Origin of the sequence: Pseudomonas sp. B7, assembly GCF_016735645.1 — a bacterium.
GTDB classification, from domain to species: Bacteria; Pseudomonadota; Gammaproteobacteria; order Pseudomonadales; family Pseudomonadaceae; genus Aquipseudomonas; species Aquipseudomonas glycinae.
The window spans coordinates 332,687-359,643 of sequence record NZ_JAERRE010000007.1; the positions used below are offsets into that span (position 1 = coordinate 332,687).

General features: G+C 60.9%; 24 protein-coding genes. 19 read left to right on the forward strand and 5 right to left on the reverse strand.

Annotated features, from left to right (window positions below; all coding sequences use genetic code 11):
• The first annotated feature begins 42 nt into the window (after positions 1-42).
• Both argE and argA read left to right on the forward strand, forming a co-directional pair.
• Complete coding sequence (gene argE, locus JKA62_RS17995; protein WP_201818857.1) at positions 43-1,191, forward strand: acetylornithine deacetylase; 1,149 nt, start codon at positions 43-45, stop codon at positions 1,189-1,191.
• 135 nt (positions 1,192-1,326) lie between these two features.
• The gene (gene argA, locus JKA62_RS18000) at positions 1,327-2,625 is read left to right on the forward strand and encodes an amino-acid N-acetyltransferase (RefSeq protein ID WP_007951778.1); all 1,299 of its coding nucleotides are present in this window, start codon (positions 1,327-1,329) and stop codon (positions 2,623-2,625) included.
• 39 nt (positions 2,626-2,664) lie between these two features.
• On the opposite strand, the gene tauA is transcribed toward argA, so the two are convergent.
• Complete coding sequence (tauA, locus tag JKA62_RS18005; protein WP_409438522.1) at positions 2,665-3,654, reverse strand: taurine ABC transporter substrate-binding protein; 990 nt, start codon at positions 3,652-3,654, stop codon at positions 2,665-2,667.
• 365 nt (positions 3,655-4,019) lie between these two features.
• Between tauA and JKA62_RS18010 the strand changes: the two genes are divergently transcribed.
• From JKA62_RS18010 to JKA62_RS18045, 8 genes are all read left to right on the forward strand, one after another.
• Complete coding sequence (locus tag JKA62_RS18010; RefSeq protein ID WP_011336456.1) at positions 4,020-5,363, forward strand: OprD family porin; 1,344 nt, start codon at positions 4,020-4,022, stop codon at positions 5,361-5,363.
• Positions 5,364-5,672: 309 nt separating this feature from the next.
• On the forward strand, positions 5,673-6,311 hold the full coding sequence (locus tag JKA62_RS18015) for a peroxiredoxin (protein ID WP_011336455.1): 639 nt from the start codon (positions 5,673-5,675) through the stop codon (positions 6,309-6,311).
• A gap of 240 nt (positions 6,312-6,551) precedes the next feature.
• Entirely contained in the window at positions 6,552-7,145 is a 594-nt protein-coding gene (gene ssuE / locus JKA62_RS18020) for an NADPH-dependent FMN reductase (protein WP_011336454.1), read from the forward strand.
• Positions 7,146-7,234: 89 nt separating this feature from the next.
• Positions 7,235-8,215, forward strand: coding sequence for a sulfonate ABC transporter substrate-binding protein (locus JKA62_RS18025; RefSeq protein WP_011336453.1), 981 nt, complete (start codon positions 7,235-7,237; stop codon positions 8,213-8,215).
• Positions 8,216-8,240: 25 nt separating this feature from the next.
• Positions 8,241-9,389, forward strand: coding sequence for an FMNH2-dependent alkanesulfonate monooxygenase (ssuD, locus tag JKA62_RS18030; RefSeq protein ID WP_011336452.1), 1,149 nt, complete (start codon positions 8,241-8,243; stop codon positions 9,387-9,389).
• A gap of 9 nt (positions 9,390-9,398) precedes the next feature.
• Positions 9,399-10,181, forward strand: a complete 783-nt coding sequence (gene ssuC, locus JKA62_RS18035) for an aliphatic sulfonate ABC transporter permease SsuC (protein ID WP_011336451.1) — start codon at positions 9,399-9,401, stop codon at positions 10,179-10,181.
• Entirely contained in the window at positions 10,178-10,984 is an 807-nt protein-coding gene (ssuB, locus tag JKA62_RS18040) for an aliphatic sulfonates ABC transporter ATP-binding protein (protein WP_201818859.1), read from the forward strand. Before ssuC ends, ssuB begins: the two co-directional genes overlap by 4 nt.
• Positions 10,985-11,011: 27 nt before the next feature.
• Entirely contained in the window at positions 11,012-11,227 is a 216-nt protein-coding gene (locus JKA62_RS18045) for a TOBE domain-containing protein (protein ID WP_007953520.1), read from the forward strand.
• A 110-nt stretch (positions 11,228-11,337) separates the two neighbouring features.
• Here JKA62_RS18045 and JKA62_RS18050 read toward each other — a convergent pair whose 3' ends face one another.
• Positions 11,338-11,964, reverse strand: a complete 627-nt coding sequence (locus tag JKA62_RS18050; protein ID WP_007953517.1) for a TetR/AcrR family transcriptional regulator — start codon at positions 11,962-11,964, stop codon at positions 11,338-11,340.
• Positions 11,965-12,082: 118 nt separating this feature from the next.
• Positions 12,083-13,459, reverse strand: coding sequence for a glutamine synthetase family protein (locus JKA62_RS18055; RefSeq protein ID WP_011336449.1), 1,377 nt, complete (start codon positions 13,457-13,459; stop codon positions 12,083-12,085).
• A gap of 278 nt (positions 13,460-13,737) precedes the next feature.
• Here JKA62_RS18055 and JKA62_RS29075 point away from each other — a divergent pair, with 278 nt between their 5' ends.
• From JKA62_RS29075 to JKA62_RS18090, 8 genes are all read left to right on the forward strand, one after another.
• Complete coding sequence (locus JKA62_RS29075) at positions 13,738-14,094, forward strand: gamma-glutamyl-gamma-aminobutyrate hydrolase family protein (protein WP_330932849.1); 357 nt, start codon at positions 13,738-13,740, stop codon at positions 14,092-14,094.
• 94 nt (positions 14,095-14,188) lie between these two features.
• A complete protein-coding gene (locus tag JKA62_RS18060) occupies positions 14,189-15,547 on the forward strand; it encodes a glutamine synthetase family protein (RefSeq protein WP_011336448.1) in 1,359 nt (452 codons plus the stop codon).
• Positions 15,548-15,603: 56 nt separating this feature from the next.
• Positions 15,604-16,968, forward strand: coding sequence for an aspartate aminotransferase family protein (locus tag JKA62_RS18065; protein WP_201818861.1), 1,365 nt, complete (start codon positions 15,604-15,606; stop codon positions 16,966-16,968).
• A gap of 172 nt (positions 16,969-17,140) precedes the next feature.
• Positions 17,141-18,253, forward strand: a complete 1,113-nt coding sequence (locus JKA62_RS18070) for a polyamine ABC transporter substrate-binding protein (protein WP_011336446.1) — start codon at positions 17,141-17,143, stop codon at positions 18,251-18,253.
• Between the two features lie 187 nt (positions 18,254-18,440).
• Complete coding sequence (locus JKA62_RS18075; RefSeq protein WP_201818863.1) at positions 18,441-19,538, forward strand: polyamine ABC transporter substrate-binding protein; 1,098 nt, start codon at positions 18,441-18,443, stop codon at positions 19,536-19,538.
• A gap of 73 nt (positions 19,539-19,611) precedes the next feature.
• Entirely contained in the window at positions 19,612-20,754 is a 1,143-nt protein-coding gene (locus JKA62_RS18080; protein WP_007953506.1) for an ABC transporter ATP-binding protein, read from the forward strand.
• Between the two features lie 35 nt (positions 20,755-20,789).
• Positions 20,790-21,671, forward strand: coding sequence for an ABC transporter permease subunit (locus tag JKA62_RS18085; protein WP_170844921.1), 882 nt, complete (start codon positions 20,790-20,792; stop codon positions 21,669-21,671).
• A complete protein-coding gene (locus tag JKA62_RS18090) occupies positions 21,668-22,558 on the forward strand; it encodes an ABC transporter permease subunit (RefSeq protein WP_007953503.1) in 891 nt (296 codons plus the stop codon). The genes JKA62_RS18085 and JKA62_RS18090 overlap by 4 nt, the downstream gene beginning before the upstream one ends.
• A gap of 58 nt (positions 22,559-22,616) precedes the next feature.
• Here the strand turns inward: JKA62_RS18090 and JKA62_RS18095 are convergent, their stop codons facing one another.
• Positions 22,617-23,258: an HD domain-containing protein gene (locus tag JKA62_RS18095; protein WP_074690083.1), complete on the reverse strand. Its 642-nt coding sequence runs from the start codon at positions 23,256-23,258 to the stop codon at positions 22,617-22,619.
• A gap of 190 nt (positions 23,259-23,448) precedes the next feature.
• Here JKA62_RS18095 and JKA62_RS18100 point away from each other — a divergent pair, with 190 nt between their 5' ends.
• Positions 23,449-24,414 carry a GlxA family transcriptional regulator gene (locus JKA62_RS18100; protein WP_201818865.1) on the forward strand — a complete coding sequence of 322 codons (966 nt, stop codon included), beginning with the start codon at positions 23,449-23,451 and terminating at the stop codon, positions 24,412-24,414.
• A 7-nt stretch (positions 24,415-24,421) separates the two neighbouring features.
• Here JKA62_RS18100 and JKA62_RS18105 read toward each other — a convergent pair whose 3' ends face one another.
• On the reverse strand, positions 24,422-26,833 hold the full coding sequence (locus JKA62_RS18105) for a penicillin acylase family protein (RefSeq protein WP_201818867.1): 2,412 nt from the start codon (positions 26,831-26,833) through the stop codon (positions 24,422-24,424).
• Positions 26,834-26,957: the final 124 nt, after the last annotated feature.

A 26,957-nucleotide genomic window follows, 5' to 3' on the forward strand; every position in this document is an offset into this window, starting at 1 on the left:
ATGGTTCTATGATGAACCTCAATCCGGGAGTTGGAGTCAGCGATGCCATTGCCGTCCATGCAAGACCAGTTCGCTGCACTGATCGCAGCGCCGTCGGTCAGCTGCACCCAGCCGGGTCTCGACCAGTCCAACCGGGCGGTGATCGATCTGCTTGCGGGCTGGCTCGGCGACCTCGGCTTCAGCTGCGACATCCAGCAGGTCAGTCCCGGCAAATTCAATCTGCTCGCCAGTTTCGGCAGTGGCCCCGGCGGGCTGGTGCTGGCCGGGCACAGCGACACGGTGCCCTACGACGATGCGTTGTGGAAAACCGATCCGTTGAAACTCACCGAAGTCGATGGCCGCTGGGTCGGTCTCGGCAGTTGCGACATGAAGGGCTTCTTCGCCCTGATCATCGAAGCCGTGCAACCGCTGCTCGCTCAACCGTTCAAGCAGCCGCTGCTGATCCTCGCCACCTGCGATGAAGAAAGCTCGATGTCCGGTGCCCGGGCGCTGGCCGAAGCGGGGCGCCCGCTGGGCCGGGCGGCCGTGATCGGCGAGCCGACCGGGCTCAAGCCGATCCGCATGCACAAGGGCATCATGATGGAGCGCATCGATATCCTCGGGCAGAGCGGCCATTCGTCGGATCCGCGCCTGGGGCACAGCGCCCTCGAAGCGATGCACGATGCCATCGGCGAACTGCGCGGCCTGCGCCTGTTGTGGCAGCGTGAATTCAACAACCCGCAGTTCAGCGTGTCGCAGCCGACCATGAACTTCGGCTGTATCCACGGTGGCGACAACCCCAACCGCATCTGCGGCCAGTGTTCGCTGGAGTTCGACCTGCGGCCGTTGCCGGGGATGGACCCGAAAATCTTGCGCAGCGAGATTCTGCGCAAGCTCAACCCGGTCGCCGAACGGCATAAAGTGAAGATCGATTACGCGCCGTTGTTTCCCGAAGTGCCGCCGTTCGAGCAGGCCGAAGACGCGGAGCTGGTGCGAATTGCCGAAAAACTCACCGGCCACACGGCCGAAGCGGTAGCGTTCGGCACCGAAGCGCCTTATCTTCAGCGCCTTGGCTGCGAAACCATCGTGCTCGGCCCCGGCGACATCGCCTGTGCGCACCAGCCGGACGAGTACCTCGAAATGTCACGTTTGCAGCCTACCGTGCATCTATTGCGGCAGTTGATCGAACATTACTGTCTCAAAACTGTATAAATTGCCCATACACCCACCCGTATTCATGAGGAGAGCGCGCGTGTCGCCAAGCCTGTTCCGACGATAACCATCAGCCCGCTGTGCGTTTTCCGTTTCGCCCCTTTTCCGGCTGCTATTTATTACAGGCCCAGGTTCATGCCCGAATACGTCAATTGGCTTCGCCACGCGTCTCCTTATATCAATGCTCACCGCGATTGCACCTTCGTCGTCATGCTTCCGGGCGACGGCGTGGAGCATCCGAATTTCGGCAACATCGTCCATGACATCGTATTGCTGCACAGCCTCGGCGTGCGGCTGGTGCTGGTTCACGGTTCCCGTCCTCAGATCGAAACTCGCCTCGCCGCCCGTGGCCTGACCCCGCATTACCACCACGGCATGCGCATCACCGATGCCGCGACGCTGGAGTGCGTGATCGATGCGGTCGGCCAGTTGCGCATCGCCATCGAAGCGCGGCTGTCGATGGACATGGCCTCGTCGCCGATGCAGGGCTCGCGTCTGCGGGTGGCCAGCGGCAACCTCGTGACGGCCCGGCCGATCGGCGTGCTGGAAGGTGTCGACTATCACCACACCGGCGAAGTGCGTCGGGTCGACCGCAAGGGCATCAACCGTCTGCTCGACGAGCGCTCCATCGTGCTGTTGTCGCCGCTGGGTTATTCGCCGACCGGCGAGATCTTCAACCTCGCCTGCGAAGACGTCGCCACCCGCGCCGCCATCGATCTGGGCGCCGACAAGCTGCTGCTGTTCGGCGCCGACCTCGGTCTGATCGACGAAAACGGCAAACTGGTGCGCGAACTGCGTCCGCAACAGGTGCCGGCACATCTGCAGCGTCTGGGCAGCAACTATCAGGCGGAACTGCTGGATGCCGCCGCCGAAGCCTGTCGTGGCGGCGTGGCACGCAGCCATATCGTCAGTTATGCCGAGGATGGTGCGCTGCTGACCGAACTGTTCACCCGTGACGGTGGCGGTACGCTGGTGGCCCAGGAGCAATTCGAACTGGTGCGCGAGGCGGCGATTGAAGACGTCGGCGGCTTGCTCGACCTGATCAGTCCGCTGGAAGAGCAGGGGATTCTGGTGCGTCGCTCGCGCGAAGTGCTGGAGCGTGAGATCGAGCAGTTCAGTGTGGTCGAGCGTGAAGGGATGATCATCGCCTGTGCGGCGCTGTATCAGATTGCCGATTCGGATGCCGGCGAGCTGGCGTGCCTGGCGGTGAATCCCGAGTATCGCCATGGCGGTCGCGGCGACGAATTGCTCGAGCGCATCGAGACCCGTGCCCGGGCGCAGGGCCTGAAGACTTTGTTCGTCCTCACCACCCGCACTGCCCACTGGTTCCGCGAGCGCGGTTTCGAGCCGAGCAGCGTTGAACGCCTGCCGGCGGCGCGGGCTTCTCTCTATAACTATCAGCGCAATTCGAAGATCTTCGAAAAGTCTCTGTGATATGCGATTGCCCCCACGGGATGCGTGGGGGCAATTTGTTTACTCCGCTACAAACTTCGCACTGACGTACGGCGAGTAGTCAGGCAAAACGCTTTCGACCTTGCCCTGTTCCTTCAAAAATTTTGCCGTCTCACCAATTGCCTTCGCCGTGCCGCCGTCCAGCAGCGCCGTGGTCTGTTGCGCCTGGGCGTCCGGGAAGGCCGAACCCGCGAGCAGTTCCGGTACGTCGGCAGCATTGGCACCGGTCAGTTTGGCGATTTTTTGTACAGGCACCGAGTCGGCTGTCCAGCTGTCTTTATGGGCGGCGTAATCCGCGAACGAGTCCAGAGTCACCTTGGCGAACTTGGCCACGACTTCAGGATGCTTCTCGGCAAAGTCCTTGCGCGCGACCCAGACTTCGAAGGTCGGCGCGCCCCACTGGCCGACCTGCGCGGCATCGGTCAGGGTCTTGCCGGTCTTGCGGATCTCACCCAGCGCCGGCGACCAGACAAAGGCGCCGTCGATGTCGCCACGTTTCCAGGCGGCCGCGATTTCTGCGGGTTGCAGATTCACCACTTTGACTTTCGAGGTGTCCAGGCCCCAGTGCTTGAGCGCGCCGAGCAGGCTGTAGTGGGAAGTGGAAACGAACGGGGTGGCGATGGTCTTGCCGATCAGGTCTTCGGGTTTGTTGATACCGCTGCCGTTACGCACCACCAGTGCTTCGGCGGCATTGATCTGCGCCGAGACGATGAAGGCAACGATCGGCAGATTGCGCGAGGCGGCGGCTGCCAGCGGGCTGGAGCCGAGGTTGCCGATCTGCACATCGCCGGAGGCAATGGCTGTCACAACTTCCGGGCCGCTGTTGAACCGGCGCCAGTCAATTTTCTCGCCAATGGTTTTCTCGTAGACGCCGTCGGCCTGGGGGACTTTGCTCGGGTCGATACCGGTCTGGTAGCCCACAGTGAGGTTGGCGGCATGGGCTGAAAAAGAAATCAGCGCTGATACACAAACTGTAACAAATTGACTAGATAGTGCGCGTTTGGCCATCATGGCGTCGCCTTTTTGATAGGGATTGACGAATCGGGGTTGCGTCAAAGCTAATCGATCTAAAAAAAGGCTAATAAATACCATTTAGTAATGAGCTTAGTCGCCGATACCTTGTATCCCGGGGAAGATGGCAATTGGCTGGCTATATAGCCGAATGGTATGAAAAAGAATGAATAAATTCTTTTTGGGATTATCAGGAAGTCTTTACCCTGCAGGGACCAAATAACTGCGATTAGACCTTGGTCGTAGACACACAAGGTTACGATTGACTTGTCAGTCACGGTCTGGCGCTAATCGCGCATCTTAGGATCCAGGGGCATCAGACCCCGGACCAGGAACACAAGAATTAGAAACGAGAGGAGCGAAACATGAACAAGTCCACCTTGGCCCTGGCCGTGGCCGTAGGGGTTTTGGCGCAGCAGGCAGGCGCCGCCGGTTTCATCGAAGACAGCAAGGCCACCTTGGGGCTGCGTAACTTCTACATCAACACCGACAACCGCGATGGCGCTGGCGCCAACAAGAACGAAGAGTGGGGCCAAGGCTTCGATCTGCGTTTCATCTCCGGTTACACCCAAGGCACTGTGGGCTTCGGTATCGACGCCATCGGCTTGCTGGGCGTGCGTCTGGATTCGGGCGGCGGCACCAACGGCAACAGCGGCACCGCTTACGGCGGCACTGTGTTCCCGAGCGAGTCCAACGGCAAAGCAGTGGACAACTTCTCCAGCCTGGGTCTGACTGCCAAAGCCAAGATCTCCCAGACCGAACTGAAGCTGGGCACCCTGCAGCCGAAGAACCCGGTCATCGTGACCAACGACGGCCGCCTGCTGCCACAAACCTGGCAGGGTGGTCAGATCACCTCCGGCGAAATCAAGGACCTGACTCTGGTCGGTGGTCAGATCGAAGCCGTGAAAGGCCGTAACTCCAGCAACAACGAAAACCTGTCCATCAGCGGCGCAAACAGCCGTGGCACTGGCTTCCGTGACAGCAACAAGTTCATCTACGCCGGTGGTGACTACAAGATCACCAAAGACCTGACTGCCCAGTACTACTACGGCAACCTGGAAGACTTCTACAAGCAGCACTTCCTGGGTCTGGTACACAACTGGGCCATCGGCCCGGGCGTATTGAAGTCTGACTTCCGTTACTTCAACAGCTCCGACGACGGCAAGAACGGCACTGATCCTGCGTACTTCAGCACCGGTAACTACACCGGCGTGCGTAACGGTCGTGGCGAAGTCGACAACAACCTGTACAGCGGCCTGTTCCTGTACACCGTTGAAGGTCACACCTTCGGTGGCGGTTACCAGGTTTCCAACGGCAGCTCTGACTTCCCTTGGCTGAACCAGGGCGACGGTTCGTCGAACTACACCATCACCGACATGCAGATCCAGAAGTTCGGCCGTGCCGGCGAGAAAACCTGGCAGGCTCGCTACTCGTATGACTTCGCTAAAGTCGGCGTACCTGGCCTGACCGCTGGTGTGGTTTACCTGAAAGGCGATTCGATCGACACCGTTGGCACCAACGGTCGCGAAAGCGCTTCGAACCGTTCCGAGTGGGAGCGCGACTTCACCATCGGTTACGTCGTACCGGAAGGTCCGTTCAAGAACGTCGGCCTGATGTGGAAAAACGCTGTATGGCGCACCGACCTGCCGAACACCCGTTCGCAGGACGAAAACCGCCTGATCGTCAGCTACTCGATCCCGCTGTTGTAATAGCGCGCTCCTGCACTGATGTAAAAAGCCTGATGTAAAAAAAGCCCCGTCCGGCATCGCGCCGGACGGGGCTTTTGTGTTTCCGGGTCCGGCTCACCCCCGTAAGCCTTTCCCGATGTTCCCCTCTTTACAGCAACTCAAGGCCTTCTCGAACCTTGAGGGTGATGTTCGTCGCGATGCTGTCGGGCGTCCAGTGAACAGATGTTTAATATTCAATAAAGATATAAATATCTAGTTATTTATTCTTTTTCAGAAGAACGAATCACGAGCTACAGTTGAGGTCTCCAACCACTCATCAGGAGCCGCACCATGAGCCTCAGACTTGGCGATATCGCCCCCGATTTCGAACAGGATTCCAGCGCCGGCAAGATTCGTTTCCACGAATGGCTGGGCGATAGCTGGGGCGTGCTGTTTTCCCACCCGGCGGACTTCACCCCGGTATGCACCACCGAGCTGGGCTTCACTGCCAAGCTCAAGGACGAGTTCACCAAACGTGGCGTGAAAGCCATTGCACTGTCGGTCGACCCGGTGGACTCGCACCACAAGTGGATCGAGGACATCAACGAAACCCAGAACACCATCGTCAATTTTCCGATCCTGGCCGATGCCGATCGCAAGGTGTCCGATCTGTACGATCTGATCCACCCGAACGCCAACGACACCCTGACCGTGCGTTCGCTGTTCGTGATCGATCCGAACAAGAAGATCCGCCTGACCATCACTTACCCGGCGAGCACCGGCCGCAACTTCCACGAGATTCTGCGGGTGATCGATTCGCTGCAGCTCACCGACAACTACAAGGTGGCCACCCCGGCCAACTGGCAGGACGGTGAAGAGGTGGTAATCGTGCCGTCACTCAAGGACGAAGACGAAATCAAACAACGCTTTCCGAAGGGCTACCGCGCGGTGAAGCCGTACCTGCGCCTTACACCACAGCCGAACAAATAACCTACCTCGGATCGTTCCCAGGCTCTGCATGGGGCGATCAGCAAAAACCACGATGCAGGGTTTCAGGCCGTCTTTACGGCCTGTTTTTTTGCCCGCAGGAAAGTGAAATGCATATCTCTATAAAGAATAACCAAATGAATAAATATGATTTATGGATATATGAATCAGCTGGTAAGGTCACTGACATTGAAGCGAGATCGCAACCTGCGAATCGCCTGTAACGCGCAAGGAATCGTCTGAATGCTGGTCGTCTCACTCGGTGGCAGTCCCAGTCAACGTTCCCGCTCCGGGGTGTTGCTGGAGCGCTCGCAACGCTGGTTGCAGCAGCAAGGGGTGGAAGTGGTGAGTTATCAGGTGCGGGACTTCCCGGCCGAAGACCTGCTCCACGCCCGCTTCGACAGCCCGAAGGTGCTCGACCTGCTGCAACAGATTGAAAACGCCGACGGCCTGCTGATCGCCACGCCGGTGTACAAGGCGTCGTTTTCCGGCGCCCTGAAGACCGTGCTGGATCTGCTGCCCGAACGTGCGCTGAACCACAAGATTGTTCTGCCGATGGCCACCGGCGGCAGCATCGCCCACATGCTGGTGGTCGATTACGCCCTCAAGCCTGTGCTGTCGGCGTTGAAGGCCCAGGAAATGCTGCAAGGGATTTTTGCCGAGGACAGCCAGATCGCCTACGGCGAAGGCAGTGCCCAGGCGCAGTTGGCACCGGCGCTGGAGCAGCGACTGCATGAAGCGCTGGACCAGTTTGTCAGCGCCATGGCCCGCCGGCCCAAGCCGCTGGAGCCGGGATTGTTGAACGAACGTTTGTTGAGTGCTCGCTGGAGCATTTGAGCCACACCGAAACTTGAAGTACTCACCTTACTCAGCCGCCAACGGCCAAGCAGGTGCAGCCAAAACCCAACAGCAAAAAGGAGAGCGCTATGCGCACTGTATTTTTGCGTCGTGGTCTGGTCGCTCTGTTTGCTGCGGCTGTGTCCTTCGGCGCCATCACTCAAGCTCAAGCCGAGACGCTACGAATCGGTTATCAGAAATACGGCACGCTGGTGCTGCTCAAAGCCAAGGGCACCCTGGAAAAACGTCTCGCCGCCCAAGGCGTCGACGTGCAATGGACTGAATTCCCCGGCGGCCCGCAACTGCTCGAAGGCTTGAACGTCGGCTCGATCGACTTCGGCGTCACCGGCGAAACCCCGCCGGTCTTCGCTCAGGCGGCCGGTGCCGATCTGCTCTACGTGGCTTACGAGCCGCCAGCGCCGAACAGCGAAGCGATCCTGGTACCGAAAGATTCGCCGATCAAATCGGTGGCGGATCTCAAGGGCAAGAAAGTCGCCCTGAACAAAGGCTCCAACGTTCACTACCTGCTGGTGCGTGCGCTGGAAGATGCCGGTCTCAAGTACAGCGACATTCAAACCGTATTCCTGCCGCCGGCCGATGCCCGCGCCGCGTTCGAGCGCGGCAGCGTCGACGCCTGGGTCATCTGGGACCCGTACCAGGCGGCCGCCGAGAAACAGCTGCAAGCGCACACCCTGCGTGACGGCAAAGGCATCGTCGACAACCACCAGTTCTACCTGGCAACCAAGCCCTACGCACAGAAAAATCCCGAGGTGATCAAGACCCTCGTGGAAGAAGTGCGCGCTGTCGGTGAATGGTCCAAGGCCAACCCGGAAGACGTGACCCAACAGGTGTCGCCGCTGCTCGGCCTGCCGGCAGACATCACCCTGACCTCGGTGAAACGCCAGGGCTACGGCGCGCTGTTCCTGACCCCGGAAGTGGTCGCCGCACAACAGAAAATCGCCGACACCTTCTACCAGCTCAAGCTGATTCCCAAGCCGTTGAGCATCAAGGACGTGATCTGGACCCCGCCGGCCGCTGTGGCCCAAAGCTCGGTCACCCAAGCCCAGTAAATCGAATCCCCAAGGAGACCACTCCATGAGCCTCAACATCTTCTGGTTCCTGCCGACCCACGGCGACGGCCATTACCTTGGCACCGCCGAAGGCGCCCGCGCCGTCGACCATGGCTATCTGCAACAGGTCGCGCAAGCGGCGGATCGACTGGGTTTCGGCGGCGTGCTGATTCCCACTGGCCGTTCGTGCGAGGACTCGTGGCTGGTGGCAGCATCGCTGATCCCGGTGACCCAGCGTCTGAAATTCCTTGTCGCCCTGCGCCCCGGGATCATTTCCCCGACGGTGGCGGCGCGTCAGGCGGCAACGCTGGATCGTCTGTCCGGCGGTCGTGCGCTGTTCAACCTGGTGACCGGTGGCGATCCGGAAGAGTTGGCCGGCGACGGTCTGTTCCTCGATCACGAAGCGCGCTATCAGGCCTCGGTGGAATTCACCCGGATCTGGCGCCGCGTGCTGGAAGGTGAAACCGTGGATTACGATGGCGAGCACATCAGCGTGAAGGGCGCCAAATTGCTCTATCCGCCGATCCAGCAACCGCGTCCGCCGCTGTATTTCGGTGGCTCGTCGGAAGCGGCGCAGGATCTGGCCGCCGAACAAGTGGAAATGGTCCTGACCTGGGGCGAGCCGCCCGCAGCCGTGGCCGAGAAGATTGAACAGGTGCGCGCCAAAGCCGCCAAGCTCGGCCGCACCGTGCGCTTCGGCATTCGCCTGCATGTGATCGTGCGGGAAACCAACGCTGAAGCCTGGCAAGCGGCAGATCGCCTGATCTCGCATCTGGACGACGACACCATCAAACGTGCCCAGGCTTCGCTGGCGCGGTTCGATTCGGTCGGCCAGCAACGCATGGCCGCGTTGCACGGTGGCAGCCGCGATAACCTCGAAGTCAGCCCGAACCTGTGGGCCGGCGTCGGTCTGGTACGCGGGGGGGCCGGGACGGCGCTGGTCGGCGACGGCCCGACCGTGGCGGCGCGGGTGAAGGAGTACGCGGATCTGGGCATCGATACCTTCATTTTCTCCGGTTATCCACACCTCGAAGAATCGTATCGGGTGGCTGAACTGCTGTTCCCGCACCTCGACGTCGAGCGTCCGGAATTGCCAAAAAGCGCCGGTTACGTCAGCCCGTTCGGCGAGATGGTGGCCAACGACATTCTTCCCAAAGCCGCGTCCCAGAGCTGAGGCGCCGCCATGAAGAAATTTATCCACAGCCTCGCGCCCTGGGCGTTGCCGGTGCTGTTGCTGGCGGTGTGGCAGTTGTCGGTGTCGGCCGGTTGGCTGTCGACACGGATTCTGCCGGCGCCGGTGGCGGTGATCGAAGCCGGCGTGAGTCTGGTGCGCAGCGGCGAAATCTGGACGCACTTGGCAATCAGCGGCTGGCGCGCCGCGCTGGGCTTCACCATCGGTGGCAGCATCGGCCTGGTGCTGGGCTTCATCACCGGCCTGTCGAAGTGGGGCGAACGCCTGCTCGACAGCTCGGTGCAGATGATCCGCAACGTGCCGCACCTGGCGCTGATTCCGCTGGTGATCCTGTGGTTCGGCATCGACGAGTCGGCAAAGATTTTCCTGGTGGCATTGGGCACATTGTTCCCGATCTACCTCAACACCTATCACGGCATCCGCAACGTCGATCCGGCGCTGGTGGAAATGGCCCGCAGTTATGGCCTGTCCGGTTTCAGCCTGTTCTGGCAGGTGATTCTGCCGGGTGCGCTGCCTTCGATTCTGGTCGGCGTGCGCTTCGCCCTGGGCTTCATGTGGCTGACGCTGATCGTCGCGGAAACCATTTCTGCCAGCTCCGGCATCGGTTATCTGGCGATGAACGCCCGCGAGTTCTTGCAGACCGACGTGGTGGTGCTGGCGATTCTGCTGTACGCGGTGCTCGGCAAACTGGCCGACCTCGCGGCCCGTGGCCTTGAACGTGTGTGGCTGCGCTGGCATCCGGCGTATCAAGTGGCGAAAGGAGGTGCGGCATGACCGCTCAACAACCTCCACGCCTGCTGCGCGGGATTCCGCTGGCGGTGCGCAATCTGCAAAAGACCTTCGGCTCGCGGCAAGTGCTGCGCGGTATCGACTTGCATATTCCGGCGGGGCAGTTTGTCGCCGTGGTCGGGCGCAGTGGCTGCGGCAAAAGCACGTTGCTGCGCTTGCTCGCCGGCCTCGATCAACCTACCGGCGGCGATTTGCTCGCCGGGGCTGCACCGCTCAGCGATGCGCGGGATGACACCCGGTTAATGTTCCAGGAAGCACGGCTGCTGCCGTGGAAAAAGATCATCGACAACGTCGGTCTCGGTCTCAAGGGCAACTGGCGTGCGCAAGCCTTGCAGGCGCTGGATGCAGTCGGCCTCGCCGATCGCGCCAACGAATGGCCGGCGGCTCTGTCCGGCGGGCAAAAGCAGCGTGTGGCGCTGGCCCGGGCGCTGATCCATCAACCGCGTCTGCTGCTGCTCGACGAGCCGCTGGGCGCGCTGGATGCGCTGACCCGGATCGAGATGCAGCAACTGATTGAACGTCTCTGGCAACAGCATGGTTTCACCGTGTTGCTGGTGACCCACGACGTCAGCGAAGCGGTGGCGATTGCCGACCGGGTGATTCTGATCGAGGACGGCGAAGTCGGCCTCGACCTGCAAGTGGAGCTGCCGCGCCCTCGGGTCCGCGGCTCCCATCGCTTGGCCGCGCTGGAAACCGAAGTGCTCAACCGTGTGTTGTCCCTGCCCGGCGAGCCGCCGGCGCCGGAACCCGTTTCACCCTTGCCTACGCAACTGCGTTGGGCTCAATAACTCAAGCAAACGACAGGAATCAATGCCATGACTATCAAAGCCATCAACGTACGCAACCAGTTCAAAGGCGCGATCAAGGAGATCGTTCTCGGCGACGTGCTGTCGGAAATCGACGTGCAGACCGCTTCCGGCATCGTCACGTCGGTGATCACCACCCGTTCGGTCAAGGAGCTGGAACTGGAGGTCGGCAGCGAAGTGATCGCCTTCGTGAAATCCACCGAGGTGTCCATCGCCAAGTTGTAAGGGCGTGGGACAAAAACAACCCCGAAGGGTGTGAGCCCTTCGGGGTTTTTTGTTGTTCGCTGATCGCTGATGTTGATCGTTCCCACGCAGAGCGTGGGAACGATCATGTCTCAGCGCTTGGGCAGATACGGCGGCAGATACAGCCCGATATAGGCATCGAACACCCGCATGCCTTCCTCGGCCATGCGCGGGGTGATCTGGCCGTGCTGCTGCACCGAGCGGGCGTAGACGCGGTCGCCCAGTTCCATGGCCAGCGCGAACACGTCGACGTCATCCGGCAGTCGCGGCAGTTCGAAGTGATGGTCGAACAGCTTGTGCATCAGGTCGCCCAGCTCAAGATCGTGCTGACGGTCGGCCTGGGTGACTTCGGTCAGGCCGTGCTGCGCGAGAATGAGCTGGCGAGCGGCGGCATCCTCGCCGTAGATTTCCAGCATCCGCTCTTCGACCAGCCGTGACAGGTCGCGCCAGTCGCGCAGGGCATCGTGATCGATCGGTGCTTGCAGGCAGGCACGGAAGGCCGCGTGCACATCTGCGGTCAGCGCTTCGAGCAGCGCCGGGACGCTGGCGAAGAAGTGGTAGACCGAAGAGGGCGGAATCTGCGCGCGCTCGGCCACGCTGTAGATCGACAGGCTCGCCACGCCCTCGGCGGCCAGCAGCGTGCGCGCGGCGTCGAGTATCGAATCGATCCGCGCCTGACTGCGGGCACGGGGTTTGCGGACGGGGGCGGGACGCGTCATGAAAGTCTCCTGCGGGGCAGCGGGCATTGTACGCAGAGCTTGAATGTCTGCCACAGAGGCCAATAAAAAAACGCCGCTGGCTGAGAAGCCAACGGCGTTTTCCTTTGCTGCAGTCCGCTTAAACGGTGTGCAGGTACCAGTTGTACTCGAGGTCGGAGATGGAGTGTTCGAACTCCTCCAGTTCGCTCTCTTTGCAGGCGACGAAGATATCGATGTATTTCGGATCGATGTACTTGGCCATCACCTCGCTGTCGTCCAGCTCGCGCAGGGCATCGCGCAAGTTGTTCGGCAGGCTCTGCTCGTTCTGCTCGTAGCTGTTGCCTTCGGTCGGAGCCGGTGGCTCGATCTTGTTGGTCAGACCGTGGTGCACGCCCGCCAGCACCGAAGCCATCAGCAGGTACGGGTTGGCGTCGGCGCCGGCAACGCGGTGTTCCAGACGGACCGCGTCGGCGGAGCCGGTCGGTACGCGCAGGGCCACGGTGCGGTTGTCCAGGCCCCAGCTCGGCGAGTTCGGCACGTAGAACTGTGCGCCGAAACGACGGTAGGAGTTGACGTTCGGGCAGAGGAAAGCCATCTGCGCGGGCAGGGTCTCGAGCACACCGCCGATCGCGTGACGCAGCGCGGCGTTCTGCTCGGGATCCTCGCTGGCAAAAATGTTTTTGCCTTCTTTGTCGAGAACCGAAATGTGGACGTGCAGACCGTTGCCTGCCTGGCCCGGGTACGGCTTGGCCATGAAAGTGGTGTCCATTTCATGGTCGTAGGCGATGTTCTTGATCAGACGCTTGAGCAGGACCGCGTAGTCGCATGCCTTGATCGGGTCGGCGACGTGGTGCAGGTTCACTTCGAACTGCGCCGGGGCACTTTCCTTGACGATGGCGTCGGCCGGAATACCTTGCTCTTTGGCGCCTTCCAGAATGTCCTGGAGGCAGTCGACGTATTCGTCGAGGTCGTCGATCAGGTAAACCTGAGTCGAATGCGGGCGTTTGCCGGAGATCGGCGAGCGTGGCGGCTGAGGGCGGCCGTTCACGTTTTCCTGGTCGATCAGGTAAAACTCGAGTTCGAACGCGGCGCAGATGGTCAGGCCGAGCTCGTCAAACTTTGCAACAACTTGACGGAGCACTTCGCGCGGGTCGGCGAAGAAAGGGTCACCTTCGAGTTCGTGCATGGTCATCAACAGTTGCGCGGTCGGGCGCTTCTGCCATGGCTCGTTGCACAGGGTATCGGGGATTGGATAGCAGATACGGTCGGCGTCGCCGATGTCCAGGCCCAAGCCGGTGCTTTCCACCGTGGAGCCATTGATATCCAGAGCAAATAGAGAGGCCGGCAGGTTGATGCCTTTCTCGTAAACCTTGTGGAGGCTGGTGCGTTCGATGCGCTTGCCGCGCACCACACCATTCATATCCGCAATCAGAAGGTCAACGTACAGAACCTCAGGATGTTCCTTAAGGAACGCGTTCGCTTCGTTAAGCTGAACGGCACGCGGGGGTACCGACATGATGCAACACCTTTGTTGTTAAAAATATCAATCATTGATCTTTTCTGGTTTCAGTCAACCCGAACGGCCTGCCGAAGTCAAGCGAGGCCTTTTGTGCCCTGAAAAAGCGCTGCGAGGGCATTTATGGGGCACTTTGGGGCATTTTTTTATCCGTGAAAGACGCGCCACCCGCAGGCTTGAGCAGGCCGTGTTGTATTTTTTACGGGGGTGTTGTGTAAAAAAATGAACAAGGCTAAGCTCCGATCAAACCCATAACAGCAATAATACCGGGGTGCTTCATGTCTCGCCTGCCGTTAATCGGCGTCACCGACTGCTCTTTGCAGTCAGGTCTGCATGCTTATCACATCAGTGGCGACACGTCCGTCCGCAGCGCGGCCAGCAAGGCCTGCAACGTGTCAGCGATCTCCCAGCCCGTGGCAGATCGAGCGACAGCGTCCGATATTCTGGACGTGTGCGAGGGCATCCTCTTTAGCGGTTCTCCTTTCAATATAGATCTCTTTCCCTCTCCCGGCCTGCACCGCGTCCGTCGTCGTGCCCGTGATTCTGCACGCCCGGGATGTGCACAGGAAATGCAACGCCAGCGTAAAGGGCAGGTAAGCTCCTCCTTCATTGTCTATGCGCGGTGCCGGGCGTAAGCCGGCACTGCGCGCAAGCAAGGCCCTTTAACGCGACGCTTGGTGCGTCAAACATTGCCTGACATCTGTCAGGAGACTCAGCCCAGAGGCATTTATGAGTAACAACCTCGACCAGCTCACCGATTGGTTGAAAGACCACAAGATCACAGAAGTCGAATGCATGATCGGCGACTTGACCGGCATCACCCGGGGCAAGATCTCGCCGACCAACAAGTTCATCGCCGAAAAAGGCATGCGCCTGCCAGAGAGCGTTCTGTTGCAGACCGTGACCGGCGACTACGTCGAAGACGACATCTATTACGAACTGCTCGACCCGGCCGACATCGACATGATCTGCCGTCCCGACCAGAACGCCGTGTACCTGGTGCCCTGGGCCATCGAGCCGACCGCCCAGGTGATCCACGACACCTACGACAAGCAAGGCAACCCGATCGAGCTGTCGCCGCGCAACGTCCTCAAGAAAGTCCTGAAGCTCTATGCCGACAAGGGCTGGCAGCCGATCGTGGCGCCGGAAATGGAGTTCTACCTGACCAAGCGCAGCGACGACCCCGACTATCCGTTGCAGCCGCCGGTCGGCCGTTCCGGGCGCCCGGAAATCGGTCGCCAGTCGTTCTCCATCGAAGCGGCGAACGAATTCGATCCGCTGTTCGAAGACGTCTACGACTGGTGCGAATTGCAGGAGCTGGACCTCGACACGCTGATCCACGAGGACGGCACGGCGCAGATGGAAATCAACTTCCGTCACGGCGATGCCCTGTCGCTGGCCGACCAGATCCTGGTGTTCAAGCGCACCATGCGCGAGGCCGCCCTCAAGCACAACGTGGCCGCGACCTTCATGGCCAAGCCGATGACCGGCGAGCCGGGCAGTGCGATGCACCTGCACCAGAGCATCATCGACATCGAGACTGGCAAAAACGTGTTCTCCAATGACGACGGGACCATGAGCCAGCTGTTCCTGCACCACATCGGTGGCCTGCAGAAACTGATCCCTGAGCTGTTGCCGCTGTTCGCACCGAACGTCAACTCGTTCCGCCGCTTCCTGCCGGACACCTCGGCGCCGGTGAACGTGGAGTGGGGCGAAGAAAACCGCACCGTGGGCCTGCGCGTACCGGATGCCGGCCCGCAGAACCGCCGGGTGGAAAACCGCCTGCCGGGCGCCGACGCCAACCCGTACCTGGCGATTGCCGCGAGCCTGCTCTGCGGCTACATCGGCATGGTCGAAGGCATCAACCCGAGCGCGCCGGTCGTGGGCCGTGGTTACGAGCGCCGCAACCTGCGCCTGCCGCTGACCATCGAGGACGCGCTGGAGCGTATGGAAAACAGCGCGACCATCGAGAAATACCTGGGCAAGACCTTTATCACCGGCTACGTCGCGGTCAAGCGGGCCGAGCATGAAAACTTCAAGCGCGTGATCAGTTCCTGGGAGCGTGAGTACCTGCTCTTCGCCGTCTGATACGCCGGGCGCGGTGGCCAGCCGCCGCGCCTTCACCGATAACAAGGAGAATTGGCATGACCAGCAACAACCCGCAAACCCCTGAGTGGCAAGCCCTCAGCAGCGATCACCACCTGGCTCCGTTCAGCGACTTCAAGCAGCTGAAAGAAAAAGGTCCACGGATCATCACCAACGCCAAGGGCGTGTATCTGTGGGACAGCGAGGGCAACAAGATCCTCGATGGCATGGCGGGTCTGTGGTGTGTGGCGATCGGTTATGGACGCGACGAGCTGGCCGATGCGGCCGCCAAGCAGATGCGCGAACTGCCTTACTACAACCTGTTCTTCCAGACCGCCCACCCGCCAGCACTGGAGTTGGCCAAGGCCATCGCCGACGTGGCGCCAGAAGGCATGAACCACGTGTTCTTCACTGGTTCCGGCTCCGAAGGCAACGACACCATGCTGCGCATGGTTCGCCACTACTGGGCGATCAAGGGTCAGCCGAACAAGAAAGTCATCATCAGCCGCAAGAACGGCTACCACGGCTCCACCGTGGCCGGCGCAAGCCTGGGCGGCATGACTTACATGCACGAACAGGGCGACCTGCCGATTCCGGGCATCGTCCACATCGCCCAGCCGTACTGGTTCGCCGAAGGCGGCGACATGACCCCGGAAGAGTTCGGGATCTGGGCGGCCAATCAGCTGGAGGAAAAGATTCTGGAAGTCGGCGTGGATAACGTCGGTGCCTTTATTGCCGAGCCGATCCAGGGCGCTGGCGGCGTGATCATTCCGCCGGACACCTACTGGCCGCGCATCAAGGAAATCCTCGCCAAGTACGACATTCTGTTCGTGGCCGATGAAGTGATCTGCGGTTTCGGCCGTACCGGCCAATGGTTCGGCAGCGATTTCTACGACCTCAAACCACACATGATGACCATCGCCAAAGGCCTGACGTCCGGCTACATCCCGATGGGTGGCCTGATCGTGCGCGATGAAGTGGTGGCGGTACTCAACGAGGGCGGCGATTTCAACCACGGCTTCACCTACTCCGGTCACCCGGTGGCGGCGGCGGTGGGTCTGGAAAACATCCGGATTCTGCGCGAAGAGAAAATCATCGAACGCGCCCATGAAGAAACGGCACCGTATTTGCAGAAACGTCTGCGCGAACTGAACGATCACCCGTTGGTGGGTGAAGTGCGCGGAGTCGGCCTGCTGGGGGCCATCGAGCTGGTGCAGGACAAGGCCACTCGCAAGCGTTACGAAGGCAAGGGTGTGGGCATGATCTGCCGCCAGTTCTGCTTCGACAACGGGCTGATCATGCGTGCCGTGGGCGACACCATGATCATCGCGCCGCCGCTGGTGATCAGCAAGGCGGAGATCGATGAGCTGGTGACGAAGGCACGCAAGTGCCTGGACCTGACCCTGAGTGCGTTGCAGGGCTAAGTGCTAGGCTCTGAGCGATGGAGCTGTTGCGCTGTCGCTCGGAGCTGTCAGAAAGGCTGGTCTTTTCTTGAAAGACCGCCTCGGATCTTGCCAGACTAGCCGCGGTTCCAGTTGTCCGGGTTCGGCCGCTGAACAAAGTGGTTCAAAAAAGAAAAATTTGGAGCATTAACGCATGAAGGCATTAGGCAAAAAGCTCGCTGGCAAGACTCTGCTCGCCATGTCCCTGATGGGCGTGATGGCGGGTGCGGTTCAGGCGGACGACAAGGTGTTGCACGTTTACAACTGGTCCGACTACATCGCGCCGGACACGGTTGCCAATTTCGAAAAAGAGACGGGCATCAAGGTCGTCTATGACGTTTTCGACAGCAACGAAACCCTGGAAGCCAAGCTGCTGGCCGGCAAATCCGGTTACGACATCGTGGTGCCTTCCAACAACTTCCTGGCCAAGCAGATCAAGGCCGGCGTTTATCAGGAACTGGACAAGTCCAAGCTGACGAACTGGAAGAACCTCGACGAAGACCTGCTCAAGGCCGTTGGCGACGCCAGCGACCCGGGCAACAAACACGCGTTCCCGTACATGTGGGGTTCGATCGGCATCGGCTACAACCCGGCCAAGGTCAAGGCTGCCCTGGGCATCGACAAGATCGATTCCTGGGACATCGTGTTCAAGCCTGAAAACATCGAGAAGCTGAAAAGCTGCGGCGTGAGCTTCCTCGACGCACCGACCGAAATGATTCCGGCGGCTTTGCACTACCTGGGCAAACCGACCAACAGCAAAGACAAGGCTGACCTGAAAGCCGCCGAAGACCTGTTCCTCAAGATTCGTCCTTCGGTGGCTTACTTCCACTCCTCGAAGTACATCTCGGACCTGGCCAACGGCAACATCTGCGTAGCGGTCGGCTACTCGGGTGACCTGGAGCAATCCAAGACCCGCGCCAAGGAAGCCGGTGACAAGGTCAAACTGGCCTACACCATTCCAAAAGAAGGTGCCGGTACTTTCTACGACATGGTCGCCATTCCAAAGGATGCCGAAAACGTCGAAGCCGCCTACAAGTTCATGAACTACCTGCTCGAGCCGAAAGTGATGGCCGAAATCACCAACGCCGTGCGTTTCCCGAACGGCAACAAGGCGGCCACCGCCCTGGTGGACAAGGAAATCACCAGCGATCCGAGCATCTACCCTTCGGCTGAAGTGAAGAAGCAGCTCTATGCGATCAGCGATCTGGACGCAGCCACCCTGCGCCTGATCACTCGCAGCTGGACCAAGATCAAATCCGGTAAATAAGCCGGTTTGAAGCAGCCACCGCTGGCCGTCGCCTTCACCCGGGCGGTCAGCGGTGCAATTAAATGACAGAAAGTTTTGCTGGAACGGTTTTTCGAAGGTAAGTTGCGCGCCGGTTTTGTTGCCGGGCAACCGTGACTGTCATGCAGCACGGGGCAACTTGGGCCCAACTAAATCAGAGGACCTCCACTTGCCTGTTTTTTCTTCTTTGCGCAATGCCCTGCTGGCCGCTGCCGGCCTGACGTTCGCTGTCGGTGCCCAAGCCGCCGGTACTGTGCATATTTATAACTGGTCGGATTACATCGGCGAGACCACCCTGGCCGATTTCCAGAAAGAAACCGGGATCAAACCGGTCTACGACGTGTTCGATTCCAACGAAACCCTGGAAGGCAAGCTGCTCGCCGGGCGTACCGGCTACGACGTGGTCGTGCCGTCGAACCACTTCCTCGGCAAGCAGATCAAGGCGGGCGCGTTCCAGAAGCTCGACAAGGCGCAACTGCCGAACTATTCCAACCTCGATCCGGTGCTGCTCAAGCGCCTGGAACAGAACGATCCGGGCAACCTGTACGCCGTACCGTACCTGTGGGGCACCAACGGCATCGGCTACAACGTCGATAAAGTGAAGGCCGTGCTCGGCGTCGACAAGATCGACTCCTGGAGCGTGCTGTTCGAGCCGGAGAACATCAAGAAGCTGCACAGCTGCGGCGTGGCGTTCCTCGATTCGGCCGATGAAATGATGCCGACCGTGCTCAACTACATGGGCCTGAACGCCAACAGCACCAATCCCAAGGATTACGAGAAGGCCACAGCCAAACTGCTGGCGGTGCGTCCGTACGTGACTTACTTCCACTCCTCGAAATACATCGGCGATCTGGCCAACGGCGACATCTGCGTGGCCATCGGTTTCTCCGGCGACATCTTCCAGGCCAAGAATCGCGCCGAAGAAGCCAAGAAGGGCGTGAACATCGCCTACTCGATCCCGAAAGAGGGCGGCGCGCTGTGGTTCGACATGCTGGCGATTCCGAAGGATTCGGCCAACGTCAAAGAGGCCCACGCCTTCATCAACTATTTGCTGAAACCTGAGGTGATCGCCCAGGTCAGTGATTACGTCGGTTACGCCAACCCCAATCCGGGTTCGGACAAGCTGATGGAGCAGTCCATCCGCACCGACGAGTCGGTTTATCCACCGCAGGCCGTGCTCGACAAGACCTACGTGTCGATCGAGTTGCCGCCGAACATTCAGCGTTTGATGACCCGCAGCTGGACCAAGGTCAAGTCGGGTAAATAGCTTCAACGTACAAACTATCCTGGGTTCGTCTTGCGTGGGCGAACTGCACTCTTTTTTTCTGGGAGTTTTGTAAATGGCAGTTGCCTCCGGCGCCTATAAGAAAGCCCTCGAGGGCGACCAGACACCGAAACAGGTGCTGGTCAAAATCGACCGGGTCACGAAGAAGTTCGACGAGACGGTTGCCGTGGACGATGTGTCCCTGGAAATCAAGAAGGGCGAGATCTTCGCCCTGCTCGGCGGTTCGGGATCGGGCAAATCCACTCTGCTGCGGATGCTGGCAGGGTTCGAACGGCCCACGGAGGGGCGCATTTTCCTCGACGGTGTCGACATCACCGACATGCCGCCGTACGAGCGACCGATCAACATGATGTTCCAGTCCTACGCCCTGTTCCCGCATATGACCGTGGCGCAGAACATCGCGTTCGGTCTGCAACAGGACAAGATTCCCAAGGCCGAGATCGACGCCCGCGTGGCCGAGATGCTCAAGCTGGTGCAGATGAGCCAGTACGCCAAGCGCAAGCCGCACCAGTTGTCCGGCGGTCAGCGTCAGCGTGTGGCATTGGCGCGTTCGCTGGCCAAGCGGCCGAAACTGCTGCTGCTCGATGAACCGATGGGTGCACTGGATAAAAAACTGCGTTCGCAGATGCAGCTTGAGCTGGTTGAGATCATCGAGCGCGTGGGTGTGACCTGCGTGATGGTGACCCACGACCAGGAAGAGGCCATGACCATGGCCGAGCGCATCGCGATCATGCACCTGGGCTGGATCGCCCAGATCGGCAGCCCGATCGACATCTACGAAACCCCGACCAGCCGCCTGGTCTGCGAATTCATCGGTAACGTGAACATCTTCGAAGGCGAAGTGATCGACGACGCCGAAGGCCACGCGACCATTACCTGCAAGGACCTCGACCGGCAGATCTACGTCGGCCACGGCATCAGCACCTCGGTGCAGGACAAGTCCGTGACCTACGCGATCCGTCCGGAAAAACTGCTGGTCACCGCCGATCAGCCGACCTGCGAGTACAACTGGTCGAGCGGCAAGGTGCATGACATCGCCTACCTCGGCGGTCACTCGGTGTTCTACGTCGAATTGCCGAGCGGCAAGCTGGTGCAGTCGTTCGTGGCCAACGCCGAGCGCCGTGGTGCACGTCCGACCTGGGGCGATCAGGTCTATGTGTGGTGGGAAGACGACAGCGGCGTGGTACTTCGCTCATGAACATGCGCAAATTCAAACGCCGGCTCAATCGAATAATTCCCGGTGGCCGCCAGTTGGTCATCGGGGTTCCGTTCATCTGGCTGTTCCTGTTCTTCATGCTGCCGTTCTTCATTGTCCTGAAGATCAGCTTCGCCGAAGCGGACGTGGCCATTCCGCCGTACACCGAGATCTACACTTACGCCGAGCAGAAGCTGCAACTGCTGCTGAACCTGGGCAACTACGCGATGCTCGGCGACGACGAGCTGTACATCGCCGCCTACCTCGGCTCGCTGAAGATGGCATTTTTCAGCACGCTGCTGTGCCTGTTGATCGGTTACCCGATGGCCTACGCCATCGCCAGCGCCCGCAAAGAGCTGCAAACGGTGCTGGTGCTGCTGATCATGATGCCGACCTGGACCGCGATCCTGATCCGCGTCTATGCCTGGATGGGCATCCTCAGCAACAACGGCCTGCTCAACGGTTTCCTGATGAGCATGGGCTTGATCGACGAGCCGCTGCAGATCCTCAACACCAACCTGGCGGTGTACATCGGCGTCGTCTACTCGTACCTGCCGTTCATGATCCTGCCGCTGTACGCCAACTTGGTGAAGCACGACACCAGCCTGCTGGAGGCCGCTTCCGACCTCGGTTCGAGCACCTTCAACAGCTTCTGGAAAATCACCGTGCCGCTGTCCAAGAACGGCATCATCGCCGGCTGCATGCTGGTGTTCATCCCGGTGGTGGGCGAGTTCGTGATCCCGGAACTGCTCGGCGGTCCGGAAACCCTGATGATCGGTAAAGTGCTCTGGCAAGAGTTCTTCAACAACCGTGACTGGCCGGTGGCGTCCGCCCTGGCGGTGGTGATGCTGGCGATCCTGATCGTGCCGATCATCCTGTTCAACCGCAGTCAGGCCAAGGAAATGGAGGGTAAAGAATGAAGCGCTTCCGTTTCTCCAGCCTGATGCTGGTGCTCGGTCTGTTGTTCATCTACCTGCCGATGCTGATCCTGGTGATCTACTCGTTCAACGCCTCGAAACTGGTGACGGTGTGGGGCGGCTGGTCGGTGAAGTGGTACGTCGGCCTGCTCGACAACTCGCAACTGATGGGCTCGGTGGTGCGCTCGCTGGAAATCGCCTGCTACACCGCGATTGCCGCGGTGGCGCTGGGTACGCTGGCAGCCTTCGTGCTGACCCGCATCACTCGCTTCAAGGGCCGCACGCTGTTCGGCGGCCTGGTCACCGCGCCGTTGGTCATGCCTGAGGTGATTACCGGTCTGTCGCTGTTGCTGCTGTTCGTGGCCATGGCGCAGATGATCGGCTGGCCGCAGGAGCGTGGCATCGTCACGATCTGGATCGCTCACACCACGTTCTGTGCGGCCTATGTGGCGGTGGTGGTGTCGGCGCGTCTGCGTGAGCTGGATCTGTCGATCGAAGAAGCGGCGATGGACCTCGGTGCACGTCCGTGGAAGGTGTTCTTCCTGATCACCATCCCGATGATCGCGCCGTCGCTGGCGGCGGGCGGCATGATGTCGTTCGCCCTGTCGCTGGACGACCTGGTATTGGCGAGCTTCGTCTCCGGCCCGGGTTCGACGACCCTGCCGATGGAAGTGTTCTCGGCGGTGCGTCTGGGCGTGAAGCCGGAGATCAACGCCGTGGCCAGCCTGATTCTGCTGGCGGTATCGCTGGTGACCTTCCTGGTCTGGTTCTTCAGCCGCCGTGCCGAAGAAGCCCGCAAGAAAGCGATTCAGCAGGCCATCGAAGAGGGCGCTGCGGATTCGTGGAAGCAACCGGACGTGCGCCGGGCGCCGACGCCGGAAGCGGCTTAAGTCTGCGGATACAAAAAACCTCGCGACCGGTCACGGTCGCGAGGTTTTTTTATGCCGGTCAGGAAACCCAGGGCGACTGGCGAATCACCTCGACGAAATTCATCGGCTTGAAACCCGGTACCTGATCCTTCAGCACATCGGTCTTCACATTGCCGAACGTGGTCTGCGGACGATGACGCAAGCCGTCGGCGAACGCGCAGATGATGCATTCCTTGAAGCCCTCGCCCCGTGGATGCGCATGCACCACCGCCTCACGCTGCACCGTGGTGAATGCCGCGTAGTCCATGCCCAGCACGTCCATCTCGACGCCTGCGGTCACCAGCGCCACGGTCGGACGCAGATGCTTCGGCACCCCCGGCGTGGTGTGCAGGGCAATCGACAGCCACACCTGCTCGATGTCGTCGTCACTCAACCCGTACGGTTTTAGAAACGCGGCGGCTGCGTTGGCGCCATCCACTTCGAAACGCTCGTCATCGCTGCGATGCCCTTCGACCAGACCCAGGTCGTGGAACATCGCGCCGACGTACAGCAGCTCCGGATCGTAGGCCAGTTGCTGACGCTCACCGCTCAAGGCGCCGAACAGAAATACCCGGCGCGAGTGGTGGTAAAGCAGGTCGGATTCGATGTCGCGGATGTACTCGGTGGTGGCCCGGGCGAGGGCGCTGTCGGGGATCCGGATACCGGCGATGGTCGTGGTCATGTTGAGCTTCCTCGTCGAAAACGCCGTCACGGCGCTGATGGAGAAAGTCTGTTCCCGGGGGCCAGACCGGACAATCGATCCATGGCTGCGATCCTTGCCATTCCACCTGCAAATCGTGCCAGCTCGCTTCTGCGGCGAGGATTGGCTAGGGTTGGCGCTGATCCGCCATTCCCCGGGAGCCTTCATTGCCATGAACAGAACCGTCGCCATCGTGGTGTTCCCCGGCGTGCAGGCGCTGGACGTCAGCGGGCCGATGGACGTGTTTGCCGAGGCCAACCGCTTCCTGGCGCCGGAGGATCATTACCGGCTCGACGTGATCGGCGTCGAGCGCGGGCCGATGGCGTGTTCCAACGGGCTGACCCTGAGTGCGCATCGGCACTTCAGCGACGTGCAGGACGCTTACGACCTGCTGCTGGTGGCCGGTGGGCCGCAGTTGCCGTTCCTGGATTTCGGCGAGACGTTCGATGCCTGGCTGCGCGAGGCCTGTGGACGGGCGCGGCGATTCGGCTCGATCTGCAACGGCGCGTTCATGCTCGCCCGTGCCGGGTTGCTGGACGGGCGCACGGTCACCACCCACTGGAACGACGCCGAGGCGCTGGCGCAGTTGTGCCCGTCGAGCCGGGTCGAGGCTGATCGGTTGTATGTCGAGGACGGCCAGCTCTACACCTCGGCGGGGGTGACGGCGGGGATCGATCTGTCGCTGTACCTGCTGGCGCGTGATCACGGGGCCGAGGTCGCGCTGAGCGTGGCCAAGCGGCTGGTGGTGTTCACCCAGCGCTCGGGCGGGCAGTCGCAGTTCAGCCCGTTCCTCACGCCCCATGCCGAGCCGACGTCGGCGGTGGCGATGGTGCAGTTGTACGTGCTGGCCAATCTCACCGGCGACCTGACCATTGCCGACCTGGCAAACGCGGCGAACATGAGTGCGCGGAATTTCTCTCGGGTGTTTGCGAGGGAGGCGAAGGTCACCCCGGCGGAATTCGTCGAGCGAGCGCGGGTGGATGCGGCGCGGGTGATGCTCGAAAGCACCACGGCGCCGCTGAAGACCGTGGCGTATCAGTGCGGGTTTCGCGATGCGCAACATATGCGCAGTGTGTTCAACCGGCGGCTGGGGGTGACGCCGCAGCAGTTCCGGCTGAATTTTGCGGCGATGGTTTGAGCGGCGCTTATTGCGCCGCTCGCGCCGGCAACAGCTTCAAGGTACTGCGCGTATTCGCCGTCACCTCTTCCTCACTGAAATGCGCCTGCACATACATCCCGTCCACATACGCCTCTGCCTGATCGTCATAGTGGCTGTCGAACGGCACGCCGCTCTGGCCCACCGGGTTGATGGTCAGGCTGTGAGCCGGATCAGCGAAGTCCACCAAGCGCCGGGTCGACGGGCCGTAGGTCACCGGCCACGGCGCCGGGCCGATCTTCGCCGAGAGGTTGTTCGGCACTTCATGTGAGCCCGGTGCGGCGAAGGGGCCGACGTTGAAAATGCGATCCAGCGGCTTCTGCTGACCCAGCGGATGACCATGGGTCAGCGTGTGGGCCTTGCCCCATTGCCAGCCGGAAGCGTCGTCGCCGAGGGTCGACTTCAGGTGGGCCATGCTCGCCTGCCACGCGGCGCGCACGGTGTCGACGCGGGTCTCCTTGTTCGGCGTGCTGCGGTTGTCCCACCACGGTGAATCGGCATTCGCCGCGAGCCGGGGCAGTGCCGCATCGATCACCCGGGTCGACAGCAGGGTTTCGAAGAAATCATTGCCCAGCTCATCGCGCATTGCCGCGTCGGCGAGGTTGAACAGGAACTGGTTGAACACCGTCGCACTGACCGAATCCAGCGGATAGTCGCCTTGCCACTGGGCCAGTTGCTCGATCAGCTTCTGCTCGGCGGGATTGCCCGCCACTTCACGCAGCACCGGCAGCAACGGCGCCAGCAGACGCGGACCGTAACCGGTGGTGGTGCCCAGTTGCAGCTTCTGGTTGGCCTCGTTGTCCCATTTCACGTTCTTGTCGGCGAGCTGGCGGTTGAGCTGCTGGCCACGGTCGGCGAGGTTGTAATAACCGGGAATCTCCATGCCGGTCGGCGACACGGGCTGGAAGTTGGCCGAGACGATATAGCCCCGCGCCGGGTTCTCTTCCTGCGGGTTGGCGCTGAACGGGAAGTAGCCGTCCTTGTCCGCCTGATTGCCGCTGCCGTCGAGAATGAACCCAGGCTTCACCCCGGCCGGCCGTTTGGGCAGCAGCGCCGAGGCCCACCACGCGATATCGCCCTTGGCGTTGGCGTAGACGATGTTCAGCCCCGGTGCCTGCACCTTGGCCGCTGCGGCGCGGGCCTTGGCCAGGGTGTCGGCGCGGTTGAGCTGGTAAAAACCTTCGAGGATCGGGTTCGGTGTTTCGAGGAACGCCCACCACATCGCAATCGGGGTTTTCCCGGCGGCGCTGCCGAGAGCATCGTTGATGATCGGGCCGTGGGGCGACTGGCGCAGGGTAATGGTCACCGGCGCCTGGCCTTTCACCGCAATCTGTTGCTCGGTCTTGACCATGTCGGTCCACTGGCCGCGATACCAGACCTGATCCGGGTTGTCCGGATTGACCTTCTCGGCGATCAGGTCGAGGTCATCGTTCTGGAACATGGTCAGGCTCCAGCCGAAATCCAGGTTGTGGCCGAGAAACGCGAACGGCACCAGCGCCTGATGATGACCGTAGAGTTCAAAACCCGGCGCCGACAACTGCGCCTCGTACCACACCGACGGCACCGAAAAACGAATGTGCGGATCGCCCGCCAGCAAAGGCTTGGCGCTCTTGCTGTGGCTGCCGGCGATCACCCAGGCGTTGCTGCCTTCGAACTGCGGCAGGCCGTTGTCGATCAGCGCCTGTTGGCTGACGCGGGCCAGAGTGTTCAGGTCTTTCCAGTCTTCGGCGGCGAGGACCGGTGCGCTGCTGGCGTGGCCCTTGGCGAGCACGCCCTTGGGCTGCCAGTCGAGATCGAAGACATTGAGGTAGTCGGCGCCCAGTTGATCGCGCACGTAGGTCAGCAGCGGTTCGTTGCGGAACGCGGCGGCAAAGCTGTAGGCCATGTAGCCGGCGACGCTGATGCTGTCTTCGGCGGTGAACGGCCGCTTGGGGATGCCCAGCACGTCGAACTCGACGGGGGCGGCGTGCGAGTCCTGATATTGATCGATGCCGTCCAGATAGGCTTGCAGGGCCGTCCACGCCGGCGACTGCTTGTCGAGGCCGGCCACGTAACTGGCGGCCCGCTCGCGGATGCGCAGGCTGCGGAACAACTTGTCGGTGTCGAGCAGTTTCGGCCCGAGCACTTCGGCCAGTTCGCCACGGGCGAGACGGCGCATGGCCTCCATCTGAAACAGGCGATCCTGGGCGTGCACATAACCGAGGGCGCGGTAGAGGTCGGTCTCGTTTTCCGCGCGGATGTGCGGCACACCGCGCTCGTCGTAACGCACGGTCACCGAGCCTTGCAGGTTGCGCAACTCCACCTGGCCCTGACGCGTCGGTTGCTTGCTGTAGAGGTAACCGCCGACCCCGATGGCGGGAATGACGATCAGCAACGCAAGTACGGTCAGGCCTTTTTTCATGAAAAATCTGCTCCCTGTCGTTCATATTTATATGAAGGCATTGATGCTGCTGATCTAGTTGAAGATCGCAACCGGGATTTCATAACACAGTATTTCTTGAATAGGAAGTTTCCTTCAGGTTTTC

What these genes read in the sequence shown, in the direction of transcription:
- JKA62_RS18070 (WP_011336446.1), top strand. Translation starts at nt 17,141, where the DNA reads ATGAAGGCATTAGGCAAAAAGCTCGCTGGCAAGACTCTGCTCGCCATG.
- JKA62_RS18025 (WP_011336453.1), top strand. Translation starts at nt 7,235, where the DNA reads ATGCGCACTGTATTTTTGCGTCGTGGTCTGGTCGCTCTGTTTGCTGCG.
- ssuE (WP_011336454.1), top strand. Translation starts at nt 6,552, where the DNA reads ATGCTGGTCGTCTCACTCGGTGGCAGTCCCAGTCAACGTTCCCGCTCC.
- JKA62_RS18010 (WP_011336456.1), top strand. Translation starts at nt 4,020, where the DNA reads ATGAACAAGTCCACCTTGGCCCTGGCCGTGGCCGTAGGGGTTTTGGCG.
- JKA62_RS18065 (WP_201818861.1), top strand. Translation starts at nt 15,604, where the DNA reads ATGACCAGCAACAACCCGCAAACCCCTGAGTGGCAAGCCCTCAGCAGC.
- JKA62_RS18045 (WP_007953520.1), top strand. Translation starts at nt 11,012, where the DNA reads ATGACTATCAAAGCCATCAACGTACGCAACCAGTTCAAAGGCGCGATC.
- argE (WP_201818857.1), top strand. Translation starts at nt 43, where the DNA reads ATGCCATTGCCGTCCATGCAAGACCAGTTCGCTGCACTGATCGCAGCG.
- JKA62_RS18060 (WP_011336448.1), top strand. Translation starts at nt 14,189, where the DNA reads ATGAGTAACAACCTCGACCAGCTCACCGATTGGTTGAAAGACCACAAG.
- JKA62_RS18105 (WP_201818867.1), bottom strand. Translation starts at nt 26,833, where the DNA reads ATGAAAAAAGGCCTGACCGTACTTGCGTTGCTGATCGTCATTCCCGCC.
- tauA (WP_409438522.1), bottom strand. Translation starts at nt 3,654, where the DNA reads ATGATGGCCAAACGCGCACTATCTAGTCAATTTGTTACAGTTTGTGTA.
- JKA62_RS18080 (WP_007953506.1), top strand. Translation starts at nt 19,612, where the DNA reads ATGGCAGTTGCCTCCGGCGCCTATAAGAAAGCCCTCGAGGGCGACCAG.
- ssuB (WP_201818859.1), top strand. Translation starts at nt 10,178, where the DNA reads ATGACCGCTCAACAACCTCCACGCCTGCTGCGCGGGATTCCGCTGGCG.
- JKA62_RS18015 (WP_011336455.1), top strand. Translation starts at nt 5,673, where the DNA reads ATGAGCCTCAGACTTGGCGATATCGCCCCCGATTTCGAACAGGATTCC.
- JKA62_RS18050 (WP_007953517.1), bottom strand. Translation starts at nt 11,964, where the DNA reads ATGACGCGTCCCGCCCCCGTCCGCAAACCCCGTGCCCGCAGTCAGGCG.
- argA (WP_007951778.1), top strand. Translation starts at nt 1,327, where the DNA reads ATGCCCGAATACGTCAATTGGCTTCGCCACGCGTCTCCTTATATCAAT.
- ssuD (WP_011336452.1), top strand. Translation starts at nt 8,241, where the DNA reads ATGAGCCTCAACATCTTCTGGTTCCTGCCGACCCACGGCGACGGCCAT.
- JKA62_RS29075 (WP_330932849.1), top strand. Translation starts at nt 13,738, where the DNA reads ATGTCTCGCCTGCCGTTAATCGGCGTCACCGACTGCTCTTTGCAGTCA.
- JKA62_RS18100 (WP_201818865.1), top strand. Translation starts at nt 23,449, where the DNA reads ATGAACAGAACCGTCGCCATCGTGGTGTTCCCCGGCGTGCAGGCGCTG.
- JKA62_RS18095 (WP_074690083.1), bottom strand. Translation starts at nt 23,258, where the DNA reads ATGACCACGACCATCGCCGGTATCCGGATCCCCGACAGCGCCCTCGCC.
- JKA62_RS18055 (WP_011336449.1), bottom strand. Translation starts at nt 13,459, where the DNA reads ATGTCGGTACCCCCGCGTGCCGTTCAGCTTAACGAAGCGAACGCGTTC.
- ssuC (WP_011336451.1), top strand. Translation starts at nt 9,399, where the DNA reads ATGAAGAAATTTATCCACAGCCTCGCGCCCTGGGCGTTGCCGGTGCTG.
- JKA62_RS18090 (WP_007953503.1), top strand. Translation starts at nt 21,668, where the DNA reads ATGAAGCGCTTCCGTTTCTCCAGCCTGATGCTGGTGCTCGGTCTGTTG.